Annotated in this window: 22 protein-coding genes; 10 read left to right on the plus strand and 12 right to left on the minus strand. The window is 67.5% G+C overall.

Translation table 11 applies throughout. The features are described from left to right. Window positions 1–171: 171 nt before the first annotated feature. From ACWYRN_RS23335 to ACWYRN_RS23355, 5 genes are all read left to right on the plus strand, one after another. Complete coding sequence (locus ACWYRN_RS23335) at window positions 172–540, plus strand: hypothetical protein (protein WP_488690192.1); 369 nt, start codon at window positions 172–174, stop codon at window positions 538–540. A gap of 73 nt (window positions 541–613) precedes the next feature. Then, a complete protein-coding gene (locus tag ACWYRN_RS23340) occupies window positions 614–2197 on the plus strand; it encodes a TerC family protein (protein WP_488690193.1) in 1584 nt (527 codons plus the stop codon). Window positions 2198–2398: 201 nt separating this feature from the next. After that, window positions 2399–3466: a DUF5694 domain-containing protein gene (locus tag ACWYRN_RS23345; RefSeq protein WP_488690194.1), complete on the plus strand. Its 1068-nt coding sequence runs from the start codon at window positions 2399–2401 to the stop codon at window positions 3464–3466. A gap of 359 nt (window positions 3467–3825) precedes the next feature. Next, window positions 3826–4230 carry a hypothetical protein gene (locus tag ACWYRN_RS23350; protein WP_488690195.1) on the plus strand — a complete coding sequence of 135 codons (405 nt, stop codon included), beginning with the start codon at window positions 3826–3828 and terminating at the stop codon, window positions 4228–4230. Between the two features lie 97 nt (window positions 4231–4327). Further along, on the plus strand, window positions 4328–5971 hold the full coding sequence (locus tag ACWYRN_RS23355; protein WP_488690196.1) for a mechanosensitive ion channel family protein: 1644 nt from the start codon (window positions 4328–4330) through the stop codon (window positions 5969–5971). A 76-nt stretch (window positions 5972–6047) separates the two neighbouring features. Here the strand turns inward: ACWYRN_RS23355 and ACWYRN_RS23360 are convergent, their stop codons facing one another. Together ACWYRN_RS23360 and ACWYRN_RS23365 are read right to left on the minus strand one after the other, a co-directional pair. Beyond that, window positions 6048–7175, minus strand: a complete 1128-nt coding sequence (locus tag ACWYRN_RS23360) for an MFS transporter (RefSeq protein WP_488692876.1) — start codon at window positions 7173–7175, stop codon at window positions 6048–6050. Window positions 7176–7298: 123 nt separating this feature from the next. Continuing rightward, window positions 7299–8348, minus strand: coding sequence for an NAD(P)-dependent alcohol dehydrogenase (locus ACWYRN_RS23365; RefSeq protein ID WP_488690197.1), 1050 nt, complete (start codon window positions 8346–8348; stop codon window positions 7299–7301). A gap of 213 nt (window positions 8349–8561) precedes the next feature. On the opposite strand from ACWYRN_RS23365, the gene ACWYRN_RS23370 reads away from it, so the two are divergent. Continuing rightward, on the plus strand, window positions 8562–9479 hold the full coding sequence (locus ACWYRN_RS23370; RefSeq protein ID WP_488690198.1) for a LysR family transcriptional regulator: 918 nt from the start codon (window positions 8562–8564) through the stop codon (window positions 9477–9479). Window positions 9480–9488: 9 nt separating this feature from the next. Here ACWYRN_RS23370 and ACWYRN_RS23375 read toward each other — a convergent pair whose 3' ends face one another. Together ACWYRN_RS23375 and pnuC are read right to left on the minus strand one after the other, a co-directional pair. Next, on the minus strand, window positions 9489–10535 hold the full coding sequence (locus ACWYRN_RS23375; RefSeq protein ID WP_488690200.1) for an AAA family ATPase: 1047 nt from the start codon (window positions 10533–10535) through the stop codon (window positions 9489–9491). Then, on the minus strand, window positions 10532–11122 hold the full coding sequence (pnuC, locus tag ACWYRN_RS23380) for a nicotinamide riboside transporter PnuC (RefSeq protein ID WP_488690201.1): 591 nt from the start codon (window positions 11120–11122) through the stop codon (window positions 10532–10534). The genes ACWYRN_RS23375 and pnuC overlap by 4 nt, the downstream gene beginning before the upstream one ends. 244 nt (window positions 11123–11366) lie before the next feature. On the opposite strand from pnuC, the gene zwf reads away from it, so the two are divergent. Further along, window positions 11367–12833, plus strand: coding sequence for a glucose-6-phosphate dehydrogenase (gene zwf / locus ACWYRN_RS23385; RefSeq protein ID WP_488690202.1), 1467 nt, complete (start codon window positions 11367–11369; stop codon window positions 12831–12833). Window positions 12834–12837: 4 nt separating this feature from the next. Here the strand turns inward: zwf and ACWYRN_RS23390 are convergent, their stop codons facing one another. Then, complete coding sequence (locus ACWYRN_RS23390) at window positions 12838–13326, minus strand: (R)-mandelonitrile lyase (protein ID WP_488690203.1); 489 nt, start codon at window positions 13324–13326, stop codon at window positions 12838–12840. A gap of 159 nt (window positions 13327–13485) precedes the next feature. On the opposite strand from ACWYRN_RS23390, the gene ACWYRN_RS23395 reads away from it, so the two are divergent. Beyond that, a complete protein-coding gene (locus tag ACWYRN_RS23395) occupies window positions 13486–14199 on the plus strand; it encodes a hypothetical protein (RefSeq protein ID WP_488690204.1) in 714 nt (237 codons plus the stop codon). Between the two features lies 1 nt (window position 14200). Here ACWYRN_RS23395 and ACWYRN_RS23400 read toward each other — a convergent pair whose 3' ends face one another. The 3 genes from ACWYRN_RS23400 to ACWYRN_RS23410 form a co-directional block, all read right to left on the minus strand. Then, window positions 14201–15559, minus strand: a complete 1359-nt coding sequence (locus ACWYRN_RS23400; RefSeq protein ID WP_488690205.1) for an MBL fold metallo-hydrolase — start codon at window positions 15557–15559, stop codon at window positions 14201–14203. Window positions 15560–15907: 348 nt separating this feature from the next. Then, a complete protein-coding gene (locus ACWYRN_RS23405; RefSeq protein ID WP_488690206.1) occupies window positions 15908–16204 on the minus strand; it encodes a DUF3144 domain-containing protein in 297 nt (98 codons plus the stop codon). Window positions 16205–16313: 109 nt separating this feature from the next. Then, window positions 16314–17267, minus strand: a complete 954-nt coding sequence (locus tag ACWYRN_RS23410) for a cupin-like domain-containing protein (protein WP_488690207.1) — start codon at window positions 17265–17267, stop codon at window positions 16314–16316. Window positions 17268–17393: 126 nt separating this feature from the next. Between ACWYRN_RS23410 and ACWYRN_RS23415 the strand changes: the two genes are divergently transcribed. Next, complete coding sequence (locus tag ACWYRN_RS23415; RefSeq protein ID WP_488690208.1) at window positions 17394–18029, plus strand: NUDIX hydrolase; 636 nt, start codon at window positions 17394–17396, stop codon at window positions 18027–18029. 241 nt (window positions 18030–18270) lie between these two features. Here the strand turns inward: ACWYRN_RS23415 and ACWYRN_RS23420 are convergent, their stop codons facing one another. From ACWYRN_RS23420 to ACWYRN_RS23435, 4 genes are read right to left on the minus strand one after another with little or no spacing between them, the layout of a single operon-like run. Further along, on the minus strand, window positions 18271–19227 hold the full coding sequence (locus ACWYRN_RS23420) for a 3-hydroxyacyl-CoA dehydrogenase NAD-binding domain-containing protein (protein WP_488690209.1): 957 nt from the start codon (window positions 19225–19227) through the stop codon (window positions 18271–18273). Window positions 19228–19234: 7 nt separating this feature from the next. After that, a complete protein-coding gene (locus ACWYRN_RS23425; protein WP_488690210.1) occupies window positions 19235–19981 on the minus strand; it encodes an ABC transporter ATP-binding protein in 747 nt (248 codons plus the stop codon). After that, complete coding sequence (locus tag ACWYRN_RS23430) at window positions 19981–21753, minus strand: branched-chain amino acid ABC transporter ATP-binding protein/permease (RefSeq protein WP_488690211.1); 1773 nt, start codon at window positions 21751–21753, stop codon at window positions 19981–19983. Before ACWYRN_RS23430 ends, ACWYRN_RS23425 begins: the two co-directional genes overlap by 1 nt. Next, on the minus strand, window positions 21750–22805 hold the full coding sequence (locus ACWYRN_RS23435; RefSeq protein ID WP_488690212.1) for a branched-chain amino acid ABC transporter permease: 1056 nt from the start codon (window positions 22803–22805) through the stop codon (window positions 21750–21752). Before ACWYRN_RS23435 ends, ACWYRN_RS23430 begins: the two co-directional genes overlap by 4 nt. A 258-nt stretch (window positions 22806–23063) precedes the next feature. Here ACWYRN_RS23435 and ACWYRN_RS23440 point away from each other — a divergent pair, with 258 nt between their 5' ends. Continuing rightward, window positions 23064–24230, plus strand: a complete 1167-nt coding sequence (locus ACWYRN_RS23440; protein ID WP_488690213.1) for an ABC transporter substrate-binding protein — start codon at window positions 23064–23066, stop codon at window positions 24228–24230. Window positions 24231–24274: the final 44 nt, after the last annotated feature.

A 24274-nucleotide genomic window follows, 5' to 3' on the forward strand; every position in this document is an offset into this window, starting at 1 on the left:
TGGCGCGGCGCATACTTATCTCCAATGCAATAAAAGCGCAACCTTAGCATAGAAATTGCGCAAAATGGCCTTGCCTAGCCAGTTCATGCCGCCTGCATGGGCCGCAGTGGCAGCGCCCGACTCAGCAGGATCGCCATGCTATACTGGCACCGTCATCTTTTCCGCTAGCGTATGAGACGCGCGTTCCTCATCTTCCTGATCCTGTTGTTCCCCCTGAACGTGCTGGCGCTGTCCTGGTCCGTTGCGACCGAGCCTGCCGCAGGTTCGACGCACACCGCGACGAACACTGCAACGCATGTTGCGACGACGGCCGCACCGGATGATGGCGCCACCGATTCCTTCTTCGCCAGGCTGTTCGATGTCGACACCACGCTCGACCTGGACCCCGACGAGCCGCCTGCGATGGACCTGCACGACATCGTGAACCACGAGGCCGGCCAGCAGTGCATCACCCTCCCCGGCCGCGCGGCCTCCTGCCACGACGCGCGCCGGCAATACCTGTCGATTCCGCCTCCCGTCCGGCCGCCTCGCGCCGTCTGACGCTCCCCCCGCACGTGCGCGCCGCATCCGGCCCGCCCGCGCATGACCGTCGACACATCAAAGAGGTAATAACATGGAATGGCTTTTCGACCCCACCATCTGGGTGGGCCTGTTCACGCTGGTGCTGCTGGAAATCGTCCTCGGCATCGACAACCTGATTTTCATCGCGATCCTGGCCGACAAGCTGCCGCCGCACCAGCGCGACAAGGCGCGCCTGCTCGGCCTGTCGCTGGCGATGGCGATGCGCCTCGGCCTGCTGACCATCGTGTCCTGGCTGGTGACGCTGACCACGCCGCTGTTTTCGCTCGGCGCTTTCAGCTTCTCGGGGCGCGACCTGATTCTCCTGGTCGGCGGCATCTTCTTGCTGTTCAAGGCAACCATGGAGCTGCACGAACGCCTGGAAGGCGTGGAGCATACGCAGAGCGAATCGAAGGTATACGCCAGCTTCGCCGCCGTCGTCGCCCAGATCGTCGTGCTCGACGCCGTGTTCTCGCTCGACGCCGTGATTACCGCGGTCGGCATGGTCGATGAACTGGGCGTCATGATGGCGGCCGTGATCATCTCGATCGGCGTGATGATCCTGGCCTCGAAGCCGCTCACCCGCTTCGTGAACGCGCACCCGACCGTGGTGGTGCTGTGCCTGAGCTTCCTGCTGATGATCGGCCTGAGCCTGGTGGCCGAGGGCCTGGGCTTCCACATCCCGAAGGGCTACCTGTACGCGGCGATCGGTTTCTCGATCGTGATCGAGACCCTGAACCAGTTCGCGCGCCGTAACTTCCTGAAGAACGCGGCCCGCGTGCCGCTGCGCGAACGCACCGCCGACTCGGTCCTGCGCCTGCTGGGCAGCCGCAAGCGCGGCGCCCCGGCCCAGGCCGAAGCCGAGGCGGAAGAAGAAGCGCCGCTGGAACCCGCCTTTGCGGTGGAAGAACGCAACATGGTCAGCGGCGTGCTGACCCTGGCCGACCGTTCGATCCGCTCGATCATGACGCCGCGTTCGGAGATGTCGTGGGTGAACCTGGAACACGCGCCGCCCGCCATCCTGGCCCAGCTGCGCGACACCCCGCACAGCCTGCTGCCGGTGTGCCGCGGCCAGCTCGACGACGTGGTCGGCGTGGCGCGCACCAAGGACCTGATCGCGGCCCTGCTGCTGCGCGAGCGCGGCGACGTGCCGGTCGAGGCCAGCTTCGCGCCAGCCCTGAAAACGCCGATCATCCTGCCGGAGACGAGCGGCGTGCTGCGCGCCATGGAGACGCTGAAACGCGCCCACGGCCAGCTGGTGCTGGTGTCCGACGAATACGGCACGGTCCAGGGCCTGCTGACGCCGATCGACATCCTGGAAGCCATCGCCGGCGAGTTCCCGGATGAAGACGAGCAGCCGGCCGTGCGCCCGCAAGGCCCGGGCCAGTGGGAAGTCGACGGCGCCGCCGACCTGCACCTGCTGGAGCAGGTGCTGGAGACCGATGCCCTGGTTGGCGAGTCCGACGACTACACTTCGCTGGCCGGCTTCCTGCTGGCGCGCTTCGAGACCTTCCCCGAGGCCGGCCAGGCGATCGAGCTCGATGGCCTGCGCTTCGAGATCCTGGCGGTCGAGGAAAGGCGCATCGCGCGGGTGGCGATCCGGCGCATCGAGGCTGCCGTCCAGGGGCCGGCGGCGTAAGCCGGCGGGGGCGCAGGGGGTCCCCGACCGTTGCCTTGCGGATAAGTAAAGCGTGACGTTGACTTAATCACGGGACAGGGTCGATGCCGGGTATTCGGCAGCCTGGCCCGTGAATCCTGCAGTCTGTCCGCTGGGAATTGTGCCGCAGGAAACTCCTTTCTATATTGTCAAGCTGTTCGACAACCACGGAAAGGAACCGGAATGAAACGCTGGACCTATGGACTGTGCTGCCTGCTGGCGGCGCTGCCGCTCGGTGCCCGGGCGCAAACCGCCGCCGACAGACTCGACCTGACCACGCTCGACGGGGGCATGACCGGGCCGCGCGCCCAGGTGCTGGTGCTGGGCACGGTGCACCTGAGCGGCATGCCCGCGGGCTTCAAGCCGGCGGCGCTCGACGGCGTGCTCGACCGGCTGGCCGCCTACAGGCCCGAGATCATCACAGTCGAGGACGAGCCGGGCGAAGAATGCGACACGGCCGCGCGCCACCCGGCGAAATATGGCGCCGACTATTGCTCGCCAACCGCGGAGGCCCAGGCGGCCACCGGGCTGGACATACCGGCGGCGCTGGCCGAAATCAACGCCACGCTCAAGACCTGGCCGGCCCAGCCCACCCCGGCCCAGCGGCGGCGCCTGGCGGCGGCCTTTCTTGCGGCGCACGATCCTGCATCAAGCTATGTACAGTGGCTGCAACTGCCCGGGGGCGAGCGCCGCGCCGGCGACGGCCTGGACGCGAAGCTGGTGGCGATGCTGGGCCGTATCGGCGGGCGCAACAACGAAAACTACCAGATCGCGGCGCGCCTGGCGGCCCGGCTCGGCCTGCAGCGCGTGCACCAGGTCGACAACCACACCGGCGACCGCATGGACCTGCCCGACATCAAGGCCTTCGTGCGCTCGCTCGAAGCGGCCTGGGCGGCGGGCAGCGCGCAGCTGGCAGCGCGCCAGAAGCAGGAAGCCACGTTGAGCGCGGCGACCGACCTGCTGCCGCTTTACCGCTACATCAACACCCCCGCGAGCCTGAAGGCGCTGGCCGACGTCAATGTCAGCGCATCGCTGCGCGCCAGGTCGCCGGACGGCTATCCGCAGATGTTCGTGGCCGGCTGGGAAATCCGCAACCTGCGCATGGTGGCCAACGTGCGCGAGACCTTCCGCGAACGCCCCGGCGCTCGCGTGCTGGCGATCGTCGGCAGTTCGCACAAGCCCTGGTTCGACGCCTGGCTGGGGCAATTGCAGCGAGTGGACATCGTGGACGTGGAGGCGGTGCTGAAATAAATTGCCGGCTTGCCAGCTCGACACCGGGTAGCCTGGGGAGGCCCTTCGCCGCCCCTCTCCCAAACCGTCTCTTTTCGCGTTCTCATTTCGTCTCTTTTGTTCTCGTTTCGACCTTGTCGAAATAACAGGGACCAATAAAGAACAAATGAGACAGTTTGAGCAGGCCAAATGAGACAGCTTGATGGAGGGGTCCGCCATGCCTCCCCACCCACCGGGCGGCAGTGTTAGCATGGCGGGCACCGGCAGTGGCGCCCCGGTTTGCACAGCCTTCGCGCCGCACGCTGCCGTCCATTTTCCAGGAACAACAACATGCATTACGATCCGACCCGACCACGCACCCTCGCCTGCGGAGACAAGCCATGAGCTACGACCTGATGGTCTTCGCGCCCGAGGCGGCGCCACGCAAGCGCTCCGCCTTCCTCGACTGGTACGAGGCGCAGACCGAATGGCCGGAAGACCACGGCTACGACGATCCGGCGCTGGCCATGCCGGCGCTGCAAGCCTTTTATGCCGAGCTGAGCGAAACATTCCCACCGGTCTCCGACGACAACCCGGAACAATTGGAATCGGGCACCGACTACACCATCGGACGCGACCTGATCTACATTTCCTTCCTCGACTGGGACCGCATCGACCAGGCGCACGAAACCGTGTACCGGCTCGCGGCCAGGCACGCGCTCGGCTTTTTCGATGTGAGTTCCGACATCGCCGAGGTCTGGCTGCCGGACAACAAGGAAGGGCTGCGCATCGCGCATTCCGACTAGCGGCGCCGCCTCGCTCCACACGAGAGCGGCTTTCGCGCCACAGACAAGTGCGCAGATGCATGGCATCATTGCGGGTTTTTCCTACCAGCAACCACCCATGCTTGCCACGGTTCGCCTTCTTGTTTTCCTGACCATCCTCGTCTTCGTTGCGCCCAGCCGGGCGCAGACGGCGCCGCAGGCAGCGCCCGCGGAGCAGCCCGCCGCCACCCTTGCCAGCGCCGAACTGAAGGTCGGCGCGCGCAGCATCTTCGTGTTCCGCTCCAGCCTGGCGGGCTTCCCGGCCCGGGACCGCGCCGACGGTGCCCGCAAGCGCCTCGACAAGGCCATCGCTGCCGGCGGCCCGCAGCATGCCGGCACCCGCTCGATCGGCGAAGGCACCCAGGTGCTGCTGGACGGGCACCTGCTGTTCCTGGTCACCGCGAACGACGTCAACACCCTGGCCGGCGACACGGTCGACGAGGTGGCGCAGGAAGCGGCGGCGGCGCTGAACCGCGTGCTGCTCGAACGGCGCGAACAGGGCAGCCCGCGCGCCCTGCTCGTTGCCGGCGCCTGGTGCCTGGCCGCGACGCTGGGCTACTGGCTGGTGCTGCGCAGCCTGGGTATCCTGCACCGGCGCGTGCGCGCCTTTACCAAGCGCTCGGTCAGCCGCAAGCTCGAGCAGGTGCGCTTCCAGGACGTCGCCCTGCTCGACGCCGACTACATCGTGCGCATCCTGCGCCAGCTCGCCGGCCTGCTGCTGTGGGCGCTGCGCCTGTTCGCCACCTTCCTGTGGGCGACCTTCCTGCTCGGGCACATCCCGTATTTCCACGACTGGGGCGACCGCCTGCGCGACTACCTGATCGCCACCGGCTTTGACCTCATCGGCGGCATCGGCCGCGCGCTGCCCGGCCTGCTGGTGGTGGCCGTGATCGCCGTGCTGGCGCGGATGGCGATCCGCACCGCCGGCTCGATCCTGAAGCGCGTGGAAAGCGGCGAGCTCGAAGTCGGCTGGCTCGACCAGGACACGGCGCCGCCCACGCGCCGCCTGGTGAACGTGGCCATCGTGCTGTTCGCGCTGGCGATGGCCTACCCCTACCTGCCCGGCTCGCACACCGCCGCCTTCCAGGGCGTGACCGTGCTGGCCGGCGTGATGGTGTCGATCGGCGGCTCGAGCCTGGTGGCGCAAGGCGCCTCGGGCCTGATCCTGATGTACACGCGCACCCTGCGCAAGGGAGAGTACGTGCGCATCGGCGAGGCCGAGGGCACGGTGGTGGAACTCGGCATGTTCGAGACCCGGCTGCGCACCGGGCTGGGGGCGGAGATCTCGCTGCCGAATGCGCTGGTGCTGTCGAACACGACGAAGAATTTCTCGCGCACCGGCGTCGACGATGGCTTTGCGCTGGAGGCGGCGGTCACGGTCGGCTACGACACGCCCTGGCGCCAGGTGCATGCGCTGCTGCTGCAGGCGGCGCGCGACACCCAGGGCATCCTGCCCGAGCCGGCGCCTTTCGTCGCGCAGGCGGCGTTGTCGGACTTTTATATCGAGTACCGGCTGGTGGCGCAGTCCGGCCTACTCGACCCGCACGAGCGCGTGGCGCTGCGCAGCCGCCTGCACGGGCGCATCGTGGACGAGTTCAACCGCCATGGCGTGCAGCTGACGTCGCCGCACTTCATGCAGGAACCGGCCACCTCGCACGTGGTGGCGCCGCAGGCCTGGGCGCCAAAGCCAGTGGCGGCCGCGGAGGCGGACGCGCTGCGCTGAGCGGCGCAGCACACATGAAAAACGGCTCGCTGCACATGCAGGCGAGCCGTTCTTGTATCCGCAGGCAGGTTCGGCGCTACGCTTCTTCGCTCCGTGCCGCCCTCGCCGCCAGCGCCGCCAGCAGCGCGCCCAGCAACAGGATGCCCGCGCTCAGGCTGAAGGTGGCCGCATGGCCGCGCGTATCGAACAGCAGCCCGCCGAGGGTGGCGCCGCCGGCAATCGCCAGCTGCACGGTGGCCACCATCAGGCCGCCGCCGGCTTCGGCTTCGTCCGGCAGGCTCTTCGCCAGCCAGGTCCACCAGCCGACCGGCGCGGCGGTTGCCACCAAACCCCACAGGCAGAGCAGGACGGCGGTGGCCGCCAGCGAGCCGCCCCAGGCCAGCAGGCCGCCCGCGATGATCGCCATCACCAGCGGAATCGTCACCAGGGTGCGGTACATGTGCTGCTTGAGGAAGCCGCCGATCAGCGTGGTGCCGACAAAGCCGGCCACGCCCACCAGCAATAGCAGGAGCGACAGCGTCGACACGCCGGCATGCGTTACCGTTTCCAGGAAAGGCCGCAGGTAGGTGTAGAGCGCGAACTGCCCCATGAAGAACAGGCCGGTGCCCGCCATGCCGAGCACGATGGCCGGGCGCTTGAGCAGCCGGAACACCGCGCCCAGGCTGGCGCTGCCCCCGCTCGGCAGCGGCGGCAGGCTGACCAGCTTCCAGGCCAGCGCGATCGCCGCCACCGGCACCAGGCAGAAAAAGGCGCCGCGCCAGCCGATCACGCCGCCGAGAAAACTCCCCAGCGGCGCGGCGACCACGGTGGCAAGGGCATTCCCGCCATTCAGGATGGCCAGCGCGCGCGGCACCTGGTCAAGCGGCACCAGGCGCATCGCGGTGGCCGCCGACATCGACCAGAAGCCGCCGATGGCCACACCGATAAAGGCGCGCCCGATCATGAAGACCGTGTAGTTCGGCGCGAATGCCGCCACCGTGCTGGAGACGATCATCATGACCGTGAGCCCGAGCAGCAGGACCTTGCGGTCCAAGCGTCCGGACAGCGGCGCCATGAACAGGCTGGTGAGCAGGGCAAACGCGCCCGACACCGAGATCGCCTGTCCGGCCTGCCCTTCGCTGATGCCGAGTTCCGCGGCCACCGGCGTGAGCAGGCTGACCGGCATGAACTCGGAGGCCACCAGCGCAAACGCGCCGAGGGCCATGGCGAACACCGCGCCCCAGGCTGGATTGGTCGCTGTACTACTGTTCCCCGCGAGACCGGGATTGCTTGTCGATGCTTGCGGGTTCATGCGCTTGCCCTGCTTTCCTTGTCGCGTGCTTGCGGATCAGGCAGCCAGGGTGGCGCTGTCGATCACGAAGCGGTACTTCACGTCGCCCTTGAGCATGCGCTCGTAGGCGGCGTTGATCTCGTCGGCGCGGATCAGTTCGATGTCGGCGACGATGCCGTGCTCGGCGCAGAAGTCCAGCATTTCCTGGGTTTCCGGGATACCGCCGATCATCGAGCCGGCGATCGAACGGCGCTTCATGATCAGGTTGAACACTTGCGGCGACGGGTGCGGCGACGAAGGCGCACCGACCAGCACCATGGTGCCGTCGCGCTTGAGCAGGTTCAGGAAGGCGTCCAGGTCGTGCGGTGCGGCGACGGTGTTGACGATCAGGTCGAGGGTCTTGGCTTGCGCCGCCATCGCGTCCGCGTCGCGCGAGACCACGACTTCATGCGCGCCCAGGTCGAGTGCGTCCTGGCGCTTCGACTCCGAGGTGGTGAACGCCACCACGTGGGCGCCCATCGCGCGCGCCAGCTTGATGCCCATGTGACCCAGGCCGCCGATGCCGACGATGCCCACGCGCTTGCCGGGACCGGCGTTCCAGTGACGCAGCGGCGACCAGGTGGTGATGCCGGCGCACAGCAGCGGCGCCACCGCGGCCAGCTGGTCTTCGGCGTGGCTCACGCTCAGCACGAAGCGCTCGTGCACCACGATCTGCTCGGAATAGCCACCCAGGGTGTGGCCAGGCGCGTCGGCGCTCAAGCCGTTGTAGGTGCCGACCATGCCGTCGCAGTAGTTTTCCAGGCCGTCTTCGCAATCCCCGCAATGCTTGCAGCTGTCGACCATGCAGCCGACGCCGACCAGGTCGCCGACCTTGTGCTTGCTGACGTGGGCGCCGATGGCGGCGACGCGGCCGACGATCTCGTGGCCCGGCACGCACGGGTACATGGTGCCGGCCCATTCGCCGCGCACCTGGTGCAGGTCGGAGTGGCAGACGCCGCAGAAGGCGATGTCGATCTGCACGTCGTGCGGACCCGGCTCGCGGCGGGTGATGTCGAGGGAAACGAGGGGCTGGTCGCCGGCGTGGGCGCCGTAGGCTTTGACGGTCATGGATTGTCCTTTTGTGGTTTGCTACGAGGACCTGGCGCTTGCAGGGCGCGAGGCCGAATCAGGGGCAGGATGGTACAGGCAAAAAGGCAGGCAGAACGAAGGCAAAATTGCATGCCCTTATGAATATTCATCATGAATCGACACGGCGATTCGGTGCGCGCTATCATAAACGAATCCGCCGAACGGCGTCGTCCACCTCCCGATTTGCACACCATGGCCCGCGACAACATCAACGACATCCTGGTCTTCCTCGCCGTCGCCCGCGAGCGCAGCTTCACGCGCGCCGCGGCCCAGCTGGGCATGACCCAATCGGCGCTCAGCCACATCATCCGCGGCCTGGAGGAGCGGCTCGGCGTGCGCCTGCTCACGCGCACCACGCGCAGCGTCTCGCCCACCGAAGCCGGCGAGCGCCTGCTGCAGAACGTCGGCCCGCGCCTGGAAGAGATCGAGGCCGAGATCACCGCGGTGAGCGACCTGGGCGACAAGCCGGCCGGCACCATCCGCATCACCGCCATCGACCACGTGATCGAGAGCCTGCTGTGGCCGCGCCTGGCGCCGCTGCTGCCGCAGTATCCCGACCTGCACGTGGAGCTCAGCTCGGACTACCGCCTGGTCGACATCGCCGCCGAGCGCTTCGACATCGGCGTGCGCTACGGCGACCAGGTCGACAAGGACATGATCGCGGTACGCCTTACCGTCGACATGCCGATGTCCATCGTCGCCTCCCCGGCCTACCTTGCGTACCGTCCGGTGCCAGGCACGCCACAAGACCTGATGAAGCACAACTGCATCGCGCTGCGCCTGGCCAGCAGCGGCGGGCTGTATGCGTGGGAGCTTGAGCACGAAGGACAAAGCCTGGAGCTGCGCGTGCGCGGCCAGGTGGTGTGCAACACCGCGCCGCACATCCTGCAGGTGGCGCTCGACGGCTGCGGCATCGGTTTCCTGCCCGAGGAGATGACCGCGCCCTACGTGCAGGACGGCCGGCTGGTCTCCGTGATGCAGGACTGGTGCCCGCGCTTTCCGGGCCTGTTCGCGTATTACCCGAGCCGGCGCCAGTCCTCGCGCGCGCTGGGGCTGGTGATCGATGCGATCCGGTACAAGGGAGAACTGCGGGGAGAACTGCGGGGATAACTGCGCGGATCAGCGCAGCGACAACAAGGCCTGGCGTACCCGCTCGCTCACCGGCCCATGCAGGACGGTGTGCGCGACACCGGTCCGGTCCAGCGTCTCCAGGAACCAGTCATGCTGGCGCTGCCGGAACGCCGCGTCGCGCCGTGTGCCGTCCTGCACAAAGGGGAAGTCGGGCGCGCAGACGAAGGTCTGCGTGTAGCGCCTTGCCGCGAGCCGCATGACGGCCGGATCGACCTTGCCGTAGCCGTCCTGGCTGTAGAACACCGTGGTCAGCGCGCTGCCGTCGCAGATCAGGGGGCCGCGCGCGTCTTGGGCCAGGGCGATCTCGAGCGCGACCTGGTCTTCGGCGATGGCGCGCATGTCTTCATAAACGAATCGTCCGCCCTTTTCTTCCCAGCACGTGCGGCCGACTTCGGGCACGGCGGTGGTTCCAAGCGCAGCGGCGAGCGCCTCGACCAGCGTGGTCTTGCCGCTCGATTCACCGCCCAGGATGCAGACGCGGTCGACGAAATCGGCATACACGCGCGGATCGAGATAGGCGCGCCAGGCAGCGGGATCGGCGCGCACCTGGGTGCCGGACACCGGCACCGCGCGCCGCGCCAGGTCGACGCATACGTGATCGACCCGATGCGCAAGTCCGAGGTGCGCCGAGAACTCGGCCGACAGCACGGCGGCAAAGCCATCGCCGTAATCCTCGCTGGTGAACACGGCATCGACCGCGCCGCCGCCCAGGGTTAGGCACAGCCAGGCGCAGAACCGGCGGTGCGCGTCGGCAGGCGCATCGTTATGCGGCAGCGTCACGCGGCGGTCGATCGCGCCCCGCTTGAAAGCCTCGGTCAGCACGGCGTCGTCCAGCACCAGGCGCAGCGCCTGCGGATACAAATCGGCCAGCCAGCCCTCGCGGGTCGCGGTAGCGCAGCGCGCAAAGTCCGGCTTTGTGTAGCTGATCACCAGCACCTCGCCGCAGGCGGCCAGCGCGGCGTCGATCAGGTGCATGTGCCCGCGGTGCAGCGGGCAGAATTTGCCGACCACCAGGCCGCGCCGGTAGCGCTTCATGCTTCGGCCAGCACCGCATCGCCTTCTTGTTGCAGCCGCGCCAGCCGGCGCCAGTTGGCCCAGGCGACGATCGCGTTCACCCAGTACACCGCGTACAGCACGGCGGTCAGGTACAGCCCGCGGCTGGCATACAGCGGCACGGCGATCGAATTGACCAGCAGCCAGAACGGCCAGTTCTCGATGCGCCGCCCCATCAGCAGCAGCTGCGCGATGACGCTGAACACCAGCACCAGCGAGTCGGCGAAGGGCGCGTAGGCATCGGTCCAGGCGTGCAGGAGCGCGCCGTAGCCGGCGGCGCAGGCCAGGCCCAGCGGGACGATCCAGGCCAGGCTGCGCGCATCGGCCGGGCGCACGCGCAAGGCGTGGCCATGGTCGCCGCGCAGCCACAGGCGCCAGCCGGCCACGCTCGACAGGACGAAGAACACCTGCAGCACCACGTCGGCATACAGCCTGGCCTGGAAGAAGACCACGGCAAACAGCGCGCAGCCGACGATGCCGGTCCACCAGGTGTGGATGCTGTTGCGTCCGGCCAGGAGGATGGCGGCGGTGGCGAAGCCGTTCGCGGCGATTTCGAGTGGGGCGATCATGGTGTTGGTCCGTGCTGGTGATGGGACGGCGCACACGTGGATGCATGCGGCGCCGGCGAGCGCCAGTATGCCAGCGCAGCCCATCCGTGGGCCAGCAAAATGCGCAGCCGTGGCCATCCCCGCGGGGCGCCGCGGTGCACGCCACATGCCGACATGGCAAGCAAGTGATATGCTAGGCCGCTCGATCACACCCGGCCTGCCGTGTTCGCGCACGCGCGGCCGCTCAACAACACACGAATCCGACATGACGCCACAACCCGCCCACGACACCGAACTCCCTCTCGACATGGTCATCTTTGGCGGTGTCGGCGACCTTGCGATGCGCAAGCTGCTGCCGGCCCTGTACATGGCTTACCTGCACGGCAACCTGCCCGGCGCCACCCGCATCCTCGCCACCGGCCGCCAGGACTACGACAACGCGGCCTACGCCAGCCACGTTACCGAGCACTCGCGCCCCTTCATCGCGGCCGAGAACTTCAACGAGACCACCTGGCTTGGTTTCCTGGGCCTGCTCGAATTCGTGCGCCTCGACGTGCAGGCCGCGCCCGACTTCGGCGCCCTGGCCGAGGTGTCGCGCAAGGGCGCGCAGCGCGTGTTCTACCTGGCCACCGCGCCCTCGCTGTTCACTACCATCTGCGACAAGCTCTCGACCGCCGGCCTGGTCGACAAGAACGCGCGCGTGGTGCTGGAAAAGCCGCTCGGGCGCGACCTGGCGTCGGCCGTCGAGATCAACGAAGCCGTCGGCAAGCACTTCGCCGAATCGCAGATCTACCGCATCGACCACTACCTGGGCAAGGAAACGGTGCAGAACCTGACCGTGCTGCGCTTCGGGAATTCGATCCTGGAACCGATCTGGCGCGCGCCGAACATCGTCAGCGTGCAGATCACCGTGGCAGAGGAAGTGGGCGTGGGCAGCCGCGCCGGCTTCTACGACAGCACCGGCGCCATGCGCGACATGGTGCAGAACCACCTGCTGCAATTGCTGTGCATCGTGGCGATGGAGCCGCCGACTTCGCTGGCGCCGGACGCCGTGCGCGACGAAAAGCTGAAGGTGCTGCGCTCGCTGCGCCGCTTCACCCTGGCCGACATCGCGCGCGACACCGTGCGCGGCCAGTACAGCCACGGCGTGGGCGGCGGCGAAGAAGTGAAAGGCTACCTGGAAGAAGCCAACGTGCCGCAGGACAGCCGCACCGAGACCTTCGTCGCCCTGCGCGCGCATATCGACACTTGGCGCTGGTCGAAGGTGCCGTTCTACCTGCGCACCGGCAAGCGCATGGCGCGCCGCTCTTCAAAAATCGTGATCGAGTTCGCGAATCCCCCCTTCCCGCTGTTCCCGGAAAACCCGGCCGGCGTCACCAACCGCCTGGTGATCGAGCTGCAGCCGGAAGAAGCGATCAAGCTGCAGATCATGGCCAAGCAGCCGGGCAGCGGCATGCAGATGCAGCAGGTGGAGTTGAACCTCGATTTGCAATCGGCCTTCCAGCAGCGCCGCGCCGAAGCCTACGAACGCCTGCTGATCGACGTTGTGCGCGGCCGCCTGACCCACTTCATGCGCCGCGACGAGCTGGAAGCGGCCTGGGAATGGGCCGATCCGATCATCGAAGGCTGGAAGGCCCTGGGCGAGAAGCCGCAGCAGTACGCCGCCGGCTCCTGGGGCCCGGCCGCCTCGTTCGCGCTGCTCGCGCGCGACGGCTTCTCCTGGTTCGAATAAACCGTTAGCGCCGGTACTGCCCGGCGCTGACCTTTTCCAGCCACTCGACGTTCTTGCCGTCGCGGGTGGCGGTCAGGGCGATGTGACTCATCGCGGTGGTCGGCGTCGCGCCGTGCCAGTGCTTCACGCCGGGCGGGCACCAGACGGCGTCGCCGGCGTGCAGTTCCTCGACCGGGCCGCCCTCGGCCTGGGTCCATCCCGTCCCTTTCGTGACGATCAGGTACTGGCCGGCCGGGTGCGTATGCCAGGCCGAGCGCGCGCCTGGCTCGAAGTTCACGGTGGCCGCGCTGAAGCTGCCCTGGGCGCCGGCCGGGAACAGCGGATCGACGCGCACCTTGCCGTCGAAGTTGGCGGCGGGGCCGGCAAAGGATGGCTGGGAACCGGCGCGGTAAATGGTCTGCCCGCTCGCAGCGGGCTGGTCCGCTGCGTGTGCAGCGGGCCAGGCGCAGAGTGCCGCGAGCAGCGCTGCCGTGATGGATTGGTGCTTGTGCATGTCGTTCTCCTGGGTATGGTGGTCGTGACAGGAATGTAGCTCCCGGGTGGCGCAAATGACAGCATGCGCCCATGCTAGGCCTTATGAATCCGGCTCATGAATAACCCGCCCGATCCAGTTCCCTCTACAATGATCGCCGCAAACATCCACAGGAACACCATGAGCACCACCGACCTGCCCTTCCGCGCCACCGCCTCCGAAGCCTGCGACTGGCTGTCCACCCAGACCGGTACACCCTGGACCCTGGCGCGCCTGCTGGAGCACGAACTCACGCCCTACGTCTGGCTCGACTACGACCCGGCCTATCCGGACCTGTTCGGCGACGCCAACGGCGGCTACGCGGCGCCGATCTTTTTCGCGGACGACATCGCGCGCCTGGCCGCCGGCAGCGAGGACGTGCTGATCACGATCACCAAGGACGCCTACAAGATCGTGGCGCGCCTGCCCGAGCCGGGCTTCACGCGGCCGCTGGCCGACCTGCGCTTCCAGAAGAAGGACATCGAGAAGCTGGCCGGCAGGCTGAAACACGCGGCGCAGGCCCCTGCGGAAAAGGCCAGGCCGGCCGCCGCCGAATCGCAGCTCGGCATTGGCAAGGCGGAGGTGCTGGCCGCCTTCGGCCCGATCGTGCGGATGAATTTGGAGAAGGCGCTGGATGACGCCATCGGCATCTTCGGCGACGACGGCGCGCGCGTGAAAGCCAGCGTGCGCAAGTCGAAACGCAACGCGGTGTGGAACCCGGTGACGCTGGCGCTGGGCCTGCACGACGTCTATCGCGCGCCGCTCGGCGCCCTGAAGCGCGCCTTCAAGACCCACGACTGTCTGCTAGCGTGGAACGAGAACTGGGAGCAGTCGCTGCGCCTGCTGGGTAAATAAGCTAGCGCGCCAACAGGCGCTTCAGCTGCGCCGCCTGGTAGGCGCCGAAGCTAGCGCTGAACAGGCAGCGGATCAGCGGATCGTCGACCACGTCGGCGTCCAGCAGGTCGCGCTCGGTGTCCTGGTCGAACACGGTGTCGTTGATGCGCATGTACATCGTCGTCATCGACTCGCCCTGCTCCAGCGCGCCATACAGCTTGGTGGCGGGAATCTCGGTGGTCCAGCCCAGCGGCTGCGCGGCATCGTCGAGCGTGGCCCTGCCGTCTTCCAGGCGGTAGCGCCAGTGCGTCGCCTCTCCATCGCTATCGACCACCGACAACTGCCATACGCGCGGCTGGTCGAAGTAATCCGACGAGGCCTCGACCTCGCCATACATATCGGCCAACTCGTTGCGGCAGTAGTCCAGCACGCGTTCGCGCTGGGCCGCGCTCAAGGGCGCGAAGTGGCGCGCGATCTCGCTCGTCGGCGGCGCTGAGTCGTTGCCTTCGTAGGCGTAGTCGACATCCTGCTCGCCCACCGGGATCACCCAGGACAAGGGCGGCGCCGGCTGCAGCGAGGTGGCATCGAGCCGCACCGACACACCGGGATCCAGGCGCACGACCTGCGCCTGCGGCAGGGCCGCGCCCACCTCGCGCCCGAACCGGGCGTACGAGATCGGGAAGAAGGCGCGGTTGTACCAGGACCAGGGCTCCTGCAGGAACTGGCAGGAGCTCGGCACCACGTAGCGCGGCTGCAGCGCCTGCAGCTGGACGATCCACTCCTCGGGCAGGGCCGGCGGCGCGGCGGCATGGCGCGACGGCGCCAGCACCTCGAGTTCGCGCATGGTCTGGAAAGGCCACAGGACCATGTCCCAGGGTCCCTCGTCCACCAGCTGGCCCAGGGTCGTGTCGTCGTTCCAGGAATCGACCACGTTCAGCACGTTCAGGCCGGCCGCGCGCACCTGGAACATCGAGTCGACGTCGGCATCCATGGCTTCGCGCGGCGTCACCGCGAACGGGCCGACCGTCACCGTTTCGTTCAGGCGCAGCGGCTGCACATGACGGAAGCCGAGCTGGCGGATCATGTCGAGCAGTTCGTCGAAGATGCAGTACAGGTAGATCGGGGTGGCGCGGTCGAGCAGGTCCAGGCTGTCGAGCGAGCAGTGGTCGTCGTGGAAGTGCGAGATGAAGACGGCGTCGAAGCGCTGGCGCCGGATCGCCTCGGTGTCGAAGCGCAGCTGCGGAAAGGCGTGGCAGTTGCGGCTGAAGGGATTTTCGAAAATCGTGTCGAAGGCGATGCGCGTGCCTTCGCATTCGAACAGGTAGCCCGCATGCAGGATGCGGGAGATGACGATGGCAGGCGCGGTGGCGGACGTGTTCATGGATTCGTGCGGCGATAGGTGGGTGCGGGAACGGCAGGCTGCTTACAAGCAGGAACAAAAGTCCCGATACGCCGAACAGCAGGAATCGAGGTGCATGTCATCCTCCCCGGAGCATGGCCGGCAATGCCAGGAGCGGCCATGCGGGAGCGCGTCCTGTCATTGACGGGATAGCGCCCTGCGCTCTGCGCTTAGAACCTATCCCATTAGGGAATGAGTCGTTGCTGGCGCGCCTGGAAAGCGGGGGCGGCGTTGCTCGTCCTTGCATGGCTCGCCATGCGGCGTCCTCGCGCCTAGCCCGCGCTTCCCAGTCATCGCCAGCAACTTCCTCCTCCCTACTGGGATAGGTTCTTACTGCGGATCGGGCAGCATGTACTTGTCGTAGTTGGCGATGAAATCGTCGATATTCACGGTCATCATTTCGCGGAACTGGCCGACGAAGTAGTCCACGGCTCGCTCTTTTTCGGCCGTCATGTTCGGGGCGCTGCCCGTGCTTTTCGCAAGCAGGAAAGCGTTGAAGCGCGCCGCTGCGAACAGGGTCGATGCACCGACCTCGCTTGGCGTGCTGCCGTCGCACTGGTCGTTTGCGTAGTTGATGACGCCGTCGACGCGTTGCCAGAATTCCGGACCAATAATGTTTTCGCTCATAATTTCTTCAGACTGTAGGTTAAGCATGGAAAGCAGGCGCCGGCGATGCCTGTACCGGACGCCAGGAAAGGCACTCTAGCATAAGCGCGGCGCCGGGCCCAAGCCCGGGCTAGCAGGACAGCCGGCTGCTTTCCTGTTGCAGGATGACCGGCATGGCGCGCGACCAGCGGTTGGCCGAGAGCGAGAAGCCCAGCGAGCGCACCTGGTGGTACCAGCCGGCCGGCACGTACAGCATGTCGCCGGCCTCCACCAGCACGTCGACCAGGGCGGCCTGGCGCGCCAGCGGATAGCGCTCGAAATCGGGGGCGTCCGGGTCGAAGGGCGAGCCGAACAGCAGCGCGTTCGCTTCGCGCGGGTAGAGGAATGCGGCATGGTGCGGCGGCGCCAGCCAGATACGCTTGCTGCCCCAGATTTGTGCGAACAGGTTGTCGTCGTAGTCGCAATGCAGCGGCGTGACGGTGCCGCCCGGGCCGAGCCAGAAGCGCGGCGGGCCGGGCTTTTCCAGCCAGGCGGGCCAGTGGCAGTAGCGGTTCAGTTCGCGCAGTTCGAGGTTGCCGACGTAGGGCGGCAAGCCCTCGGTGCCGGCGGCGGCCAGTTCCAGGTAGGCCAGCATCGACATGTCCTGCATCGCGCGGTCGGGGGCAAAGGCGGTGCCGATGTAGTCGCCAACGCGGGCGCGTACCGGCAGCGCGCCGAATTCCTCGCGCAGGGTCTGCGGCGTAAGGCTGCACAGCGGCCAGCGCCGGGCTGCGCCCTCGACCAGGAAGGGCAAGCCGGCCGCGGCGCGGGTGCGGAAGTCCGCGGCGTCGCGGATGCGCACGCGCGGTACGGCGTGCAGGCCTGGCAACGTGCGCGAGACGCGCTGTACCGCTTCGCGCATGGCCTCGATCGAGGCGACCCCGCGCACCTCGGCATCGCGGCGTGCGCGCGCCGCCTTGCGTGCCTGCCGGGCGTCTTCGCTGGCGGCGTGGTCGGCCACGGTGGGGCGTGGCGGCAGGCGCTGCAAGGTAGGCGTGGCGGGCATCGGCTCGGCGTTGGCTGGGAGGTCCTTCTGGTCTGGCATGTGCTTGCTCGCCCCGCTTGCCGGGGCGTTTGAAACGCGTAGGGGCGACAGCATAGCGCATCGCACCGTTCGATTGCCAGCGCGGCGTAATCCGGGGATGATCGTGTTTTTATCCGCATCACATCCATGACCACCTATCACCCCTGCCCCAACGACGATGGCCAGCCCGTCGTCATCCGCACGCCGTCCACGCCCACGCCGCTGTCGCATTGGGATGACCCTGGCAAGATCGCAACCGTCCTGCCCGGCGGTGCGCTGCCGGCGGCGCTGAACGGGATCGCGTTTTCGCCATGGAGCGGGGCGCCCGCCAATGCCGATGGCTGGAGCGCCTGCGTGGCCGGCATCGGCGTCGACGAGCCGCCCTTCGTGCTGCCGGCCGGGTTGGCGGCGGCGGCCGGCGCCGTGATCCTGGAAGACGACGGGCGGGTGTGGCTGGTGGCGCCCTCGAATGGTTTCGGCGGCTACAGCGCCACGTTCCCGAAGGGCCGGCTCGATCCCGGCACCAGCCTGCACTGCGCCAGCGTGCGCGAAGCCTTCGAGGAGTCGGGGCTGCAGGTGCGCGTCGAGGCCTTTCTGCTCGACGTGCGCCGCACCCTCACCTACACCCGCTACTACATCGCGCGCCGGGTCGGCGGGAGTCCGGCGGCCATGGGCTGGGAGTCGCAGGCCGTGCACCTGGTGCCGCTGGCCCAATTGCGCGAGGTGGCCGTGCATCCGAACGACGCGCCGGTGATTGCCGCGCTCGAACGCTGGCTGGCTTAGCGCATGCTGGCGTCTGGGGTGCCTGCTGCGCCGTCGTTGGCGGACCGGGGATGGGCCGACCGCCCCTGGATGCCCCCTTTCCTGGCGCGGGTGTTTCCGTAGTCCGCAGCTTTTGCGTTCTTCGGTGGTGATGGCTTGCTTTGTTGGTTAGTTACGTTTCTAGTGCACGTAGCAAGCCCTTGCTGTCGAGGCGCCTGCCTGGCGCATCGTCCAGTGTCCATGTTCAGATCGGGGAAGTCGCTCAGGGCAGTTCCGGCTTGCCCGCTTTCGCCTCGATCAGCCCAGCCAGCAGCGCATCCCTTGCCGGCGCCAGGGCGGCGCGGTCGCGCTCGCGCAGTGCCTCGTCCAGGCCCGCGCACAGGGTCGCCTTCAGGTCCTCGGTGATGTGCGGCGTGCCGAGGTCCGCCCACCAGCTTTCGATCGGCGGCCCGAGATGGTCCAGCATGTGGCGCAGCCCGCCCTCCCCGCCCGACAGGTGCAGGTTCAGGAAAGGCCCCATCAGCGCCCAGCGCAAGCCGGGACCGTAGGCGATGGCGGTATCGACGTCGGCCACGCTGGCCACGCCCTGCTCCACCAGGTGGAAGGCTTCGCGCCAGAGCGCCGCCTGCAGGCGGTTGGCGATGTGGCCCGGCACCTCCTTGCGCACGTGGATCGGGCGCTTGCCGATGGCGGTGTAGAAGGCCATAGCGCGATCGATGGTCTGCTGCGCGGTCAGGGCCCCGCCGATCACCTCCACCAGCGGAATCATGTGCGGCGGATTGAAGGGATGGCCGAGCACCACGCGCCCGGGATGGCGGCAGGCGCCCTGCACCCGGCTCATGAGGAGGCCCGAGGAACTCGAGGCCAGGATCACATCGGGCGCCAGCAGCGCGTCCATGTCGCGAAACAGCGCCACCTTCAGGTCTTCGCGCTCCGGCCCGTTTTCCTGGACGAAGTCGACGCCCTGCAGGGCCGTGGCCAGGTCGGCCGCGAAGCGCAGCCGCTCGGGCGACGCGCCTTCGGCCAGCCCCATCTCTTCCAGCACCGGCCAGTGCCGGGCGACCGCCGCGCGCAAGGCCTGTTCGGCGCCCGGCATCGGGTCGAAGGCCGAGACATCGAAGCCGCGCGCCAAAAAATAGGCGGCCCAGCTGGCGCCGATGACGCCCGTCCCGATCACGCCGACACAGCGGACCGCTTCCATCGTCTTCTTCGCTTCCATGTTCACCTCACGCGGATTTCTTGTTCAGTCCCAGGTAGGTCTCGATGACTTTCGGGTCGTTCGCCAGTTGCGCGGCCGGCCCTTCCATCACCACGTCGCCGGTTTCCAGCACGTAGGCGTAATCGGCCGCCTGCAAGGCGGCGCGTGCGTTCTGCTCGACCAGCAGGATCGCCACGCCGGTCTCCTTCAGGCGCACGATGATGCGGAAGATCTCCTTCACGATCAGCGGCGCCAGGCCCAGGCTCGGCTCGTCGAGCATCAGCAGCGCCGGCCTGGCCATCAGCGCGCGGCCGACCGCCACCATCTGCCGCTCGCCGCCGGACATGGTGCCGGCCGCCTGCGTGCGCCGCTCGCGCAGGCGCGGGAACAGCTCGTACACCACGTCCAGCTGCGCGCGCCAATCCTTTTCGCCGCGCTTGTAGCGCGTGTAGCTGCCCAGCAGCAGGTTGTCTTCGACGCTCATGGTGGTGAACAAGTCGCGGCTCTCGGGCACCAGGCTCATGCCCTGGGCCACGCGCTCTTCCACCGGCCAGGCTTTCACGTCGGCGCCGCGCAGCAGCACCGCGCCTGCCGTCGACGCGTTGGCGCCGAGCGCGCCGGCAATCGCATTGAGCATGGTCGACTTGCCGGCGCCGTTCGGGCCGATCACGGTCACGATCTGGCCGGCGCCTACGCGGATGCTGGCGCCATGCAGGGCCTCGACCTTGCCATAGGCGACGTGCAGGTCGATTACTTCCAGTACGGGCGTCGTCATCAGTCCAGTCCTCCGAGATAGGCTTCCAGCACGGCCGGGTCCTGCTGCACCTGGGCCGGGTTCCCTTCGGCGATCTTGGTGCCGAATTCCATCACGATCAGGCGGTCGGTCAGGTTCATCACGAAGTCCATGTCGTGCTCGACCAGCAGGATGCTCATGCCTTCGCCCTTCAGTTTGTTCAGCAGGTCGGCCAGCGCCTGCTTTTCCTTGTAGCGCAGGCCGGCGGCCGGTTCGTCGAGCAGGAGCAGGGCCGGGTCGGCGCACAGCGCGCGCGCGATTTCCAGAATACGCTGCTGGCCCAGCGCCAGGTTGCCGGCCTGTTCGTACAGCAGTTCGCCCAGGCCCACGCGCTCGAGCTGGCGGCGCGCCTCGAACAGCAGCGCCGCTTCCTCCGCGCGGTCCAGCCCGACCGCGCTGGCCAGCACGCCGCCATGGGCGCGCAGGTGGGCGCCGATGGCCACGTTTTCCAGCACCGTCATCTCGGGCAGCAGGTGCACGTGCTGGAAGGTGCGGCCAACGCCCAGTTGCACGATGCGGCGCGAGGGCAGCGAATCGATGCGCACCAGTTCCTCGCCCTGGCGCAGGCGCACTTCGCCGCTGGTGGCCGGCAGCACGCCGGTGACCAGGTTGAACATCGTCGATTTACCGGCGCCGTTCGGCCCGATCAGGCCGACGATCTCGCCGCCGTGCACAGTAAAACTCATGTCGTTGACGGCGACCAGGCCGCCGAACTGCTTGCGCACCTTGTCGATCACCAGCAGCGGGTAGCCGGCCACCGCCCTGGCGCGCTGGGCCAGCGGCGCCGCCGTGTCGGGCGCCACCGCATCGCGATGCTGCGGCAGGCGCGCCGCGATGAATGGCCAGATGCCGTTGCGGGCATGCTGCAGCAGGATCACCATCAGCACGCCGAAGACGATGATCTCGAAGTTGCCGTTCGAGCCGAGCAGCGCCGGCAGGTAGCTTTGCAGCTGGTCCTTGAGGATGGTGAGCACGGCCGCGCCGAGGATCGCGCCCCACAGGTAGCCGGCGCCGCCGATCACCGCCATGAACAGGTATTCGATGCCCGCGTTCAGGCCGAAGGGCGAGGGATTCACGGCGCGCTGCAGGTGGGCATACAGCCAGCCCGACACGCAGGCCAGCAGCGCGGCGATGACGAAGATACGGATCTTCATCGCCGCCGTGTTCACGCCCATGGCTTCGGCCATCACGCCGCCGCCCTTCAACGCGCGGATCGCACGGCCCGAGCGCGAATTGAGCAGGTTGCGCAGCAGGACCACCGCCACCAGCAGCACCAGCCAGATCAGGAAGTACATGCTTTTACCGGAACCGAGGTCGAGCCCGAACAGCGTCAACGGAGGAATGCCGGCGATGCCGTCGTGCTTGCCGAGCGACTCCATGTTCCCGAACAGGTAGTACAGCGACAGGCCCCAGGCGATGGTCCCGAGCGGCAGGTAGTGGCCGGACAGGCGCAGCATGATGGCGCCGATGAACAGCGCGGACACGGCGGTGATGACCAGTCCCGCGACCAGCCCGAGCCAGGGCGAGAGCCCGGCGCTCGTGGACAGGTACGCGGTGGCGTAGGCGCCCAGGCCGACAAAGGCGGCCTGCCCGAAGGAGGTCAGCCCGCCGACGCCGGTGAGCAGCACCAGGCCGAGCGCGACGATGGCATACAGGCCGATGTAGTTGCCGAGCGTGACCCAGTAGGCCGGCAGCGGCAGCAGCCCGAACACGCAGGCGGCCAGCGCGAAAATGAACAGGGAACGGCGCGTCATGCTTCGCCCTCCTCGACCTGCGGATGCACGATCGAGCGCCACAGCAGCACCGGAATGATCAGGGTGAACACGATGACTTCCTTGTAGGAGCTGGCGTAGAACGAGGAATAGGCTTCGAGCAGGCCGACCATCAGGGCGCCGGCTGCCGCCAGCGGGTAGCTCGCCAGGCCGCCGATGATGGCGCCGACGAAGCCCTTCAGGCCCATCAGGAAGCCGCTGTCGTAGTAGACCGTGGTGAGCGGCGCGATCAGCACGCCGCACAGGGTGCCGATGCTCGACGCCAGCAGGAAAGCCAGGCGTCCCGCCGCCGTGGTGCCGATGCCGACCAGGCGCGCGCCGCGCCGGTTGACGGCGGTGGCGCGCAGGGCTTTGCCGGACAGCGTACGGTCGAAGTACAGGAACAGCGCACCGATCAGGAGGACCGCGGTGGCGATCACGACCACGCTCTGGCCGGAAATGCTCAGGGTGCCGAAGTTGAACACGTGCGAAGAAAACGGCGTGGTGCGCGAGCCTTCGGCGCCGAAGATCACCAGGCCGATGCCGAGCAGGACCAGGTGCACGGCCACCGATACGATGAGCAGGACCAGCACGGGGCTTTCGGCCAGCGGCTGGAAGGCCAGGCGGTACATCATCGGCCCCATCGGCGCGACGATGGCAAAGGTGAACAGCACCTGCACCAGCATCGGCAAGGCCGTGCCGTCGACCGCGCGGGCGGCGGCGTAGAGGGCGGCCGGCAGCAGCACGAACTTGAGGAAGGACAGGCCGAGCACGCGTGTGCGGTTTTGCCCGGCCGAGGCGCCGCGCAGCGTGCCGACCAGCTCCTGCACGAAGCAGGCCAGGCCCAGCACCAGCAGCAGGAGCGCGCTCTGCGGCGGCGTGCCGGCCTGCAGCGCCGCCATGGTGAGTGCGCCGAAAGCGACGAACTCGCCGATCGGAATGAAGATCACGCGCGTGATCGAAAACACCAGCACCAGCGCCAGGGCCAGCAGCACGTACACGGCCCCGCTGGCGATGCCATCCTGGGTCAGGATGGCGAAGATCGATAAATCCATACCGCTGCCTGCGGGCGTGCAGCATCCTGCGCCCGTGGCCCTCCTCTCCTCGAAAGTGTCTGTCGAAGGCGGACCCGTTGCATGCCGCTCTGCACGCCTGCGTTTCGCCAGGCGGCACAAAAGAGAATGCACAGGCCTTCTGATGCCCGATTTGTTTTAGATGATATGCGAAAACTGTTGAGAAACCGACATTTTTTGCTTTCCCTGGGCCATACTATGGTTTGTTCCTGCCGCATATCCAACAACAAAGGAGACTCCATGAACCGCCTCATTTCCTTGCGCAAGACCGCCCTCACCGTCGCCACGCTGGCTGCCTTCGGCGCCGCGGCGACTGCCCACGCCCAGATCAAGGTCGGCGTATCGATCTCGACCACCGGCCCGGCCGCCTCGCTCGGCATCCCGGAAAAGAACACGGTCTCGCTGTTCCCGGCCGAGATCGCCGGCCAGAAGGTGCAGTACATCGTGCTCGACGACGCCTCGGACGCCACCCAGGCGGTCAAGAATGCGCGCAAGCTGGTCTCGGAAGACAAGGTCGACCTGCTGATCGGCTCCTCGATCACGCCGACCTCGCTGGCGATGCTGGAAGTGGCGGCCGAAACCGAGACGCCGATGATCACCATCGCCGGCGCCGCGCGCATCGTGGAGCCGATGGACGCCAAGCGCCGCTGGGTCTTCAAGACCACCCAGCACGACGGCCAGATGGCGGCGGCGATCACCCAGCACATGAGCAACAACGGCGTGAAGACCATGGGCTTCATCGGCTTCAGCGACGCCTACGGGGAAGGCTGGTGGGGCGAGGTCGAGAAAGTGGCGCCGGCGCGCAAGATCAAGGTGGTGGCCAACGAACGCTTCGCGCGCACCGACACCTCGGTGACCGGCCAGGTGCTGAAGATGGTGTCGGCCAATCCCGATGCGATCCTGATCGCCGGTTCCGGCACCCCGGCCGCCCTGCCGCAAAAGGCGCTGCGCGAGCGCGGCTACAAGGGCAAGATCTACCAGACCCATGGCGTGGCCAACAGCGACTTCCTGCGCGTGTGCGCGTCCGACTGCGAAGGCACCTTCCTGCCGGCCGGCCCGATGCTGGTGGTGAACCAGTTGCCCGACACCAACCCGGTGAAGAAATCTGCGCTCACCTACGTGAACAAGTACAACGGCGCGTTCAAGAAGGAGAGCCTGTCTACTTTTGGGGGCCACGCCTGGGATGCGGCGATGCTGCTGCAGGAAGCGGCCAAGACCGCCGTGCCGAAGGCCAAGCCGGGCACCAGGGAATTCCGCGCGGCCCTGCGCGATTCGCTGGAAGGCATCAAGAACCTGCCGGCCTCGCACGGCATCTTCAACATGAGCCCGACCAACCACCAGGGCCTGGACCAGCGCTCGCAGGTGATGGTGCGTATCGAGAAGGGCAACTGGAAGTACGTCCCTTAAGCACCTAAGTACCCAACCGGAAATAAATGTGAGTTTTGGCAAAC

This window comes from Massilia sp. BAP21 (genome assembly GCF_057801335.1).